The organism is Candidatus Symbiopectobacterium sp. NZEC135 (assembly GCF_025962695.1).
In genome coordinates this window covers 1-1329 of sequence record NZ_JAGFPF010000482.1, presented here as the reverse complement: position 1 = coordinate 1329, position 1329 = coordinate 1, and the positions used below count along the sequence as shown (strand labels likewise).

Here is a 1329-nt window from a genome sequence, read left to right as displayed (position 1 = left end):
TACTGTTGCCGCAGAAACACCCGCATGGCGGGCTACATCCTTCATTGTAGCCATGATGACTCCCTGTCATTGCATTGAGAGCTACTGTGTTATCACAGTTAATTATGCTAACCCAATATCGCACCCTGTAATTTTTAATGGCTCATTGAGCTTTCGTTATTCAATTTTTTCAGCAAGGCGACCGCGACGGCTTCTGAACTGGCCGGATTCTGCCCTGTTACCAGATTGCCATCTTCCACGACGAACGGCATCCAATCGGCACCTTTTTGATAATGTGCGCCAGCGGCAATAAACGTATCTTCGATCAAAAACGGGACGATATGGGTGAGTTCGACGGCCTCTTCTTCACTGTTGGTGAAGCCGGTGACGTGACGGCCTTTGATCAGCAGATCGCCCGTTGCGGCGGTAACATGGCGTAGCACGCCTGGCGCATGACAGACAAAGGCCACCGGTTTTCCGGCGCGATCGAAAGACTCAATCAGTGCAATCGAGGTGGCGGACTCCGCGAGATCCCAAAGCGGGCCGTGGCCGCCAGGATAAAACACGGTGTCAAAATCGTTCTGAGACACGGTGTCCAGTTTTATCGTTTGAGAAAGCGCGTCCTGCGCATCTTTGTCGGCTTTGAAACGTGCCGTCAGTGCCGTCTGGAATTCAGGCAGATCGCTTTTCGGATCTAGTGGCGGTTGGCCGCCCGCCGGGGAAGCGAGAACCACCTCAGCACCCGCATCTTTAAAGACATAGTAGGGTGCGGCAAACTCCTCCAGCCAAAAGCCTGTTTTCTTGCCCGTGTTGCCCAGTTCGGCATGTGATGTCAGAACCATTAAAATTTTCATTGTTAACCTCGATAGTGCGGGTGCAGGTGAATTAATTGTTGAGGAACGCTTCGGCAACAGCCGCTTTATCCTGATAAGGCGCGCGAAGACGAAGATTGGTTATGGCGGCGCTGTCCTGAACAACAACCGGTTTTGCATGACTGAAACGTCTGAAACCATGGATACCGTGATACGCACCGGTACCTGAAGCCCCGATGCCGCCAAAGGGCAGGCTGTCGATCGCGGCATGGGTCATGACGTCGTTGATCACCAAGGCACCTGACGTTGTCCTTGTGGCTATCTGGCGCTGGCGCTCCGCGTCATGACCAAAGTAGTAGGCAGCAGGCGGGCGCGGGCCCGCGTTGATGTAACGAATCGCGTCACCGATCCCGGCAGCGTAGGTTTTTAGCGGCAGCAGCGGTCCGAAGATCTCTTCCTGCATCACCAACATGTCCTGCGTGACGCCAAGAATGAGGTGTGGCGCGATCTTTCTGCTGTGCGGATCGACATCAGGTTC

At 54.1% G+C, this 1329-nt stretch carries 3 protein-coding genes; all 3 read right to left on the bottom strand.

The window, feature by feature from the left end; all coding sequences use genetic code 11:
- Positions 1–54 (bottom strand): LacI family DNA-binding transcriptional regulator (locus tag J5224_RS35905; RefSeq protein ID WP_413544649.1); only part of this gene is annotated, 54 nt, incomplete at its 3' end.
- A gap of 80 nt (positions 55–134) precedes the next feature.
- A complete protein-coding gene (locus J5224_RS28085) occupies positions 135–833 on the bottom strand; it encodes a type 1 glutamine amidotransferase domain-containing protein (RefSeq protein WP_264628401.1) in 699 nt (232 codons plus the stop codon).
- A 31-nt stretch (positions 834–864) separates the two neighbouring features.
- Positions 865–1329 (bottom strand): aldehyde dehydrogenase family protein (locus tag J5224_RS28080; protein WP_264628400.1); only part of this gene is annotated, 465 nt, incomplete at its 5' end.